General features: G+C 57.5%; 4 protein-coding genes. 3 read left to right on the top strand and 1 reads right to left on the bottom strand.

Annotated features, from left to right (window positions below; genetic code table 11):
• Positions 1–166: 166 nt before the first annotated feature.
• Entirely contained in the window at positions 167–1438 is a 1272-nt protein-coding gene (locus NE562_RS09515; RefSeq protein WP_280962177.1) for an aminotransferase class III-fold pyridoxal phosphate-dependent enzyme, read from the bottom strand.
• Between the two features lie 343 nt (positions 1439–1781).
• Between NE562_RS09515 and NE562_RS09510 the strand changes: the two genes are divergently transcribed.
• From NE562_RS09510 to ald, 3 genes are all read left to right on the top strand, one after another.
• Entirely contained in the window at positions 1782–3725 is a 1944-nt protein-coding gene (locus NE562_RS09510; RefSeq protein ID WP_280962176.1) for an NAD(P)/FAD-dependent oxidoreductase, read from the top strand.
• A 56-nt stretch (positions 3726–3781) separates the two neighbouring features.
• A complete protein-coding gene (locus tag NE562_RS09505) occupies positions 3782–5281 on the top strand; it encodes an MFS transporter (protein WP_280962175.1) in 1500 nt (499 codons plus the stop codon).
• 66 nt (positions 5282–5347) lie between these two features.
• A complete protein-coding gene (gene ald, locus NE562_RS09500) occupies positions 5348–6460 on the top strand; it encodes an alanine dehydrogenase (protein ID WP_280962174.1) in 1113 nt (370 codons plus the stop codon).
• Positions 6461–6472: the final 12 nt, after the last annotated feature.

The raw sequence follows: 6472 nt of genomic DNA, 5'->3' as shown, positions 1-6472 counted from the left end.
GCGGCAAAATTCGATTTTATGCGCGCTGCGGCGCGAGGGGTTCTTTGACACGCTGTAATGGCAGCAACCAGAATAAAAACTGGTTGCTGCCATCTTTAATTGGCGCCGCTCTTACAAACAGGGAAAGCCGGACGGTTAATCAATACCGTCCGGCTTTTAGAAAAAATTAAAACCTATCCTTTACCGCATGGAACGCTTCGTCGGCCACTTCCAAGGCAAACTTGATGTCGTCCTCGGTCATTGCACAGTTGATGAACTGATTGTGATAATTGGTAAGGAATACGCCGCGGCGCACATTCTCACCGATCCACGCTCTGTGCAGCTCGCCATCGGGCCCGAATAAATCCCAGCTTTGGGCGGCTGGATCCTGCAGCAAAAAGAGGTAGAACAGGGACGGTTCGGCGCTGACCTCCATGCGGTAGCCATATCTTACTGCCAGCTTTTCAAGGCCATCGGTGTACATTTTACCCAGCTTCAGCAGGCGCTCGGGAGCGTTCATGGCCTTCAGCTTATTGATACAGGCGATGGAAGCGGCCATGGGAACGGCGCTCAGCCAATAGCTGCCGGTGAAATAAACCTTTTCGCAGGCTTCCTTCAGGCTTTCGATGCCCATGAGCGTAGAGATGTTGTAGCCGTTCGCCAGAGATTTGCACATGCAGACAAGGTCGGCGTTGAAACCATAGTACCGGTCGGAACCGGCCATGTCGAGACGGAAACCGCAGCGCACGTCGTCCAGAATAAGGACGATGCCATTCTTCGTGCAAATATCGCGCACGCGGCTCCAATAATCGGCAGCCGGCAGTTCATTTCGCATCAGGGCGGGCTGATAGTACGGGGTGGAGATAAAGCCGGCGATCTGTCCGGGGTTTTCGGCGATGGCCTGCTCCAACTGCTCGACGCTGTTCCAGTCGATATAGATCAGGTCCTCCTGCTCCTTGTTGAACATACCGTCCGCTGCGCCGGGGCTTTGCGCCCAGGGCGCGACGCCGTGGTAGCTGTGGTTGATCAGCACGATCTTTTGGCGTCCGGTGGCGGCCTTGGCCACGAGCAGAGCTAGGCTGGTCACGTCGCCGCCGTTTTTTGCGAAAAACGCCCAGTCGGCCGTGTCGATCGTGTTTACCAAAAGCTCCGCCAGCTCGATCATCTTGGTAGAGGGCTGGGATACACAGTCCTCCTTCTTCATCTGCTCCATGGCGGCCTTATTGACATCGGGGTCGTTATAGCCAAGGATATTGGGGCCGTACCCACACATAAAATCAAGGAATTTGTTACCGTCCACATCCCAGAAATAGGTTCCCTCGGCATGGTCGGAAAAAATCGGATAATGCTCCAGCGGCATAAAGGAGGCGACGCCCTGATGTCCGGGGATGCCGCTGGGAATAAACTGCTTTGCCTTCTCCATCATTTTGTTACTATTGGGATATTGATAGGTCTTCATAATATTTTCCTCCATTTCAGTGTTAAAAGCGTACTGGATGGAGAATGCCGTGCGTGCTTGCCTGCAACAGAAGCTGCTATCATAGTACACAGAAAGGGCGGCGGTGTAAAGCGCATGCGGCAAACGGCGAAAATTTTTTGGTTTTGCCCGGTCCAAACAAAAAGCTTTTCGGACTTGGGGAAAACCTCTTGCGTTTAAAAAGGACAGACTTTATGATGGGCACAGTATCTCCGATGGAATGCTGAATGAGAGATGGAATGCAGTGATTCCTAATTGATCCTGACAGGCAGAAGCGAAAAAAAACGGGCGGAACGCAACGCCGCCCGCGTAAGGAGGACATTTTATGTCATTCAAGCATTTGTTTTCTCCCGGCAAGATTGGCACGATCACGCTGCGCAACCGTGTGATTATGCCCGCGATGGCCACCTGTATGGCGGAAAAGGATTATACCGTGGGACCGCGCCTGTGCGCATACCATGCGGCCAGAGCCCGGGGCGGCTGCGCCATGAACATTACGGAGTATGTGGCCGTACATGAAACCACCCATATCCCTTGCTCGCCCGCCCTGTATGACGACAGCTTTATCTCCGGCTTCCGCAAGCTGGCGGAGGCGATCCATCAGGAGGGCGGCAGGCTGTGCTTGCAGCTTTGGCACGCCGGCCGCCAGACGATGCCCGGCGAAACAGGCTTTGAAGCCATTGCACCCAGCGCTATTCCGGTGCCCATTCCGGGGATGGAGGGCATGCCGGTGCCGCGTGAAATGACGGCGGCGGATATTGCCGAAATCGTGAAGAGCTTTGGCGACGCGGCCCGCCGCGCCAAAGAGGCCGGAGCCGACGCAGTGGAGGTGCACGGAGCGCACGGCTACCTGATCGGACAGTTTACGAGCGCGTGGAGCAACAGGCGGCAGGACGAATACGGCGGCTCCATGGAAAACCGTATGCGCTTCGCCTGCGAGGTCATTCGTGAGGTGCGCCGTCAGGTGGGGGACGATTACCCGGTTCTGTTCCGTATGAGCGCCGAGGAGCGCGTGCCGTCGCCCGACGCGATGACCACCCCGCAGGCGGTGCAGGCGGCCAAGCTGGCCGAGGCGGCGGGCGCGGACGCCATCCATGTCTCGATCGGCAGCTACGGCGACCTGTGGGATATGATTCCGCCCATTCAGCACAAGCCCGGCTTTAACGTGTCCAACGCCGCCGCGGTAAAGGCCGCGGTGTCGGTGCCGGTCATCGCGGTGGGCCGCATCAACGACCCCGCTCTGGCGGAGCACGTGCTGGCGGAGGGTCTGGCGGATTTCGTATCCATGGGCAGAGCCCAGCTGGCCGACCCCGATTTTGTGCGCAAGGCGCAGGAGGGGCGCGCGGAGGATATCGTCAAGTGTATCGGCTGCAATCAGGGTTGTATCAGCCGCTACGGCACCTCGCCGAACGGACCCCACCTTACCTGTATGCAAAACCCGCTGTGCGGGCACGAGTTTATGATGCAGCAAACCCCGGCGAAAAAAAGCCTGCGCGTGCTGGTGGCCGGCGGCGGCGTAGCGGGCCTTACGGCGGCCACGATACTGCAAAACCGCGGCCATGCCGTGACGCTGTGCGAAACCCAGCCGGAATGCGGCGGCGAATTCATGCTGGCAAGCGTACCGCCCGGCAAGCAGGAGATCGCTGACGCGGTGCTCAGGCGAGTCCGTCAGGCAAAGGAAGCGGGGGTTGAAATCCGCTGCAACTGCAAGGTGGATGACCAGCTTTTGCGCGAGGAGCGGCCGGACTATGTCGTGATCGCCATAGGCGCAAGCCCGGCGGTGCCGCCGATTCCCGGCGTGGAGCGCGCCGTACTCGCGCGGGACGTGCTCGCGGGCAACGCCAAGACAGGGCGGCGCGTGGTCATTCTGGGCGGCGGATTGGTCGGTGCAGAAACGGGCGAGTTCCTGACCGCGCTCGGCAAGGACGTCACCATCGTGGAGATGATGGCTCAGATGGTTCCCAAGGCGGATATGTACAAGCAGCATTATGTGGCGGAATATGTGGAAAAGAATCAGATTCCCGTTTGGCTGAACACCGCCTGCCTGTCCATCGCCGAGGGGGCGATCCAAATCCGCGACGGCGAAGGGAAGGAGCATACTCTGGAAGCCGACAGTGTGGTGCTCGCGACCGGTTATCGTCCCCAGCATACACTGGCCGCTATTGCGGCCGCGGCGAATATTCCCTATGCTTTGATCGGTGACGCCAAGGAAGCGCGGCTTGCCATTGATGCGATCCACGAAGCGTTCTATCTGGCCAATGAACTGTAATAGCCGGAACAAGCTTCACGGACGTATATGCGGGATGAATAGGAGAGGTGTTCTTATTGAGTACGCTAAGTAAAGCGAAAACCTATGAGAAAGTTAGCTTTTCCCCGACGGCTAAGCTCCCCCTGATCGATAAAATTCTCTATGCGGCAGGGTCCGGTTTGGGAACCAATATCGCTTGGGTGGCCTTTGGCTATTACCTAATGTATTTTTATACCGATGTGCTGGGCATCAGCGCTGTGCTTGCGGGTACCATCATACTCGGCGCGCGATTTTTCGACGCCTTCACCGATGTGCTGATGGGCTGGGCGGTGGACCGCTTCAATTTGCCCTGGGGCAAATACCGCTCTTGGATTATTCTTTCCATCGCGCCGATCACGCTGCTGTTCATTGGTGTTTTCACCGCGATACCCGGCTTCAGTATGACCGCAAAGGTGATATGGTCAGTGGTCACCTATGGCGCATACGGCTCGATCGGCGCCACCCTGTGCTTGATCCCGATGACGTCCCAGATCACAAACATGACCAAGAACGTGGAGGAACGGGCCACGGTAGCCGGCATCACAACGATCTTTTTAAATGGGGGACAGGTCATCGTATCTTCCCTGATGATGCCCATGGTGAACCTGTTTGGCGGCAGCAGCGGCAACATGAAACAGGGCTTCTTCTGGACGTCGGTGGTCATCGCGCTGTTCAGCATGCTGACGCTGCTCGGTGTGGTCGGCGTGACCAAAAAGTATGAGCTCAACGCCGACGGAACGCCCCGCCCGCATCTGGTGAGTACGGAACACGAGCCGGTGGTGCGTCAGGTTAAGAATATTGTCCAAAACAGGCCGGCTGTGGTGCTGGTAATCGGCGTCGCTTTCCAATATATCCTGCAGGCAATCCGCAACGGTTCGCTGATCTATGTCTTTAATTATTACCTGAATCTGCCGGATTTCCAACCCATGGCCATGTTTGTGACCACCGTGGCCATGGTGGTGGGCGCCATGTTGCTTAAGCCGGTTATCCACTTCGTGAAAGACGCCAACCGCGCTTTTCTCATCACCATGGCACTCAGCGTCGTGTTTACCATGCTGTTCTGGTTTATGTGTAAGGGCATGGGACCAAGCGCGGCGGCGGCGTCCATGAAATACGGCGCTTTGTTTTTCGTATTTACAGTCAACGGCTTGCTCACCGGTCTGCACTACTCCTTTGTACTCGTGCTGCTACCCAACGTGGTGGAGTACGGCGCGTGGAAAACGGGGCAGTACCAACCCGGTATGATCTATGCGCTTCATGCCATCTGCCTTACCGTGGGCGGCGCCATTGGCGCGCAGCTTATGGGCGCCCTGCTCGATATGGTGGGCTATGTCCCGAATCAGGCCCAAACGGCTACCGCGTTGTCCGGCCTGCTCATTGTGGCGTTTGTCATACCGGCGGTGTTTACCGCGGCACAGCTGATTGTGCAGCTGTTCTTCGGACTGAGCGACAAACAGGTTAGCAGATACGCTGAGGAAAATCAAGCCCGCTCATCGGCACGCCAAACGGTGGAGCACGAGTTGAGTCAGGCGGATTAGCGCGTCAACCCCTTGTGTAAAAAACCAAAACCTCATTTTAAATTGATAGAAGGAGCGAATGCAATTATGAAAGTTGGTTGCGTAAAGGAAATTAAGAAGTTGGAGTTCCGCGTTGGGCTGACGCCCGACAACGCCCGGGAATATATCTCCCAAGGCAACGAAGTATACATGCAGGCCGGGGCGGGGGAAGGCAGCGGCTTTACCGATGCGGAGTACAAGGCGGCCGGCGCGCAAATTTTACCGGATGCCAAGGCCGTGTGGGATACCTGCGACATGGTGGTAAAAGTAAAGGAACCGCTGGCCGAGGAGTATCCGATGATGCGTCAGGACCAGATCCTGTATACCTACCTGCATCTGGCCGCGGATAGGCCGCAGACCGATGCGCTGCTGCAGAACGGCGTGAAGGCCATCGCTTATGAGACGATCCGCGACAAGACCGGCGGACTGCCGCTCCTGAAGCCCATGAGCGAAGTGGCCGGTCGGCTTTCAGCGCTGGAAGGCGCCAAGACCCTTGAAAAACCCATGGGCGGCATGGGCCTGCTGCTGTGCGGCGTGCCCGGTGTGGAGCGGGCGAAGGTCGTCATTCTGGGCGGCGGCGTAGTGGGCACTAACGCTGCAAAAATGGCCTTGGGATTGGGCGCTCAGGTGACCATTCTGGACAAAAACTTGAACCGGCTTACCTATCTCGACGATATCTTTGGCGCGCGTTTGCAAACGCTGTACAGCACGGAAGCCGCTATCGAGCGCGAGGTGGCTTCGGCAGATCTTGTGATCGGCGCAGTGCTCATTCCCGGCGCGACCGCGCCCAAGCTTATCAAAAAAGAATACCTGAAAAAGATGAAGCCCGGCAGCGTAATCGTTGACGTGGCGGTGGATCAGGGCGGCTGCGCCGAGACCACCAAGGCGACCTACCATGACGCGCCCACCTTCGTGGTGGACGGCGTGGTGCACTACTGCGTAGCCAACATGCCCGGCGCCGTGGCGCGCACCAGTACGCTGGCGCTGACGAACGCCACGCTGCCCTATGGCCTAATGCTTGCCCGCATGGGCGCGGAGGCGGCGCTCAAGACAGACCCCGGATTTATGCTGGGCCTTAACACCTACAACGGTAAGCTCACCTGTAAAGAAGTGGCCGCAAGCCTCGGCCTTGCTTATACAGACCCCTCCACCCTGTTTTGAAATGCCGTTAGG

The organism is Butyricicoccus faecihominis, assembly GCF_024462775.1.
GTDB lineage: Bacteria > Bacillota > Clostridia > Oscillospirales > Butyricicoccaceae > Agathobaculum > Agathobaculum faecihominis_A.
The sequence above is the reverse complement of the archived record's forward strand: the minus strand, read 5'-3'. Positions and strand labels throughout refer to the sequence as shown.

Excerpts from the sequence above, each read along its gene's own strand:
- NE562_RS09515 (WP_280962177.1), bottom strand. The coding sequence starts at position 1,438 with ATGAAGACCTATCAATATCCCAATAGTAACAAAATGATGGAGAAGGCA.
- NE562_RS09510 (WP_280962176.1), top strand. The coding sequence starts at position 1,782 with ATGTCATTCAAGCATTTGTTTTCTCCCGGCAAGATTGGCACGATCACG.
- ald (WP_280962174.1), top strand. The coding sequence starts at position 5,348 with ATGAAAGTTGGTTGCGTAAAGGAAATTAAGAAGTTGGAGTTCCGCGTT.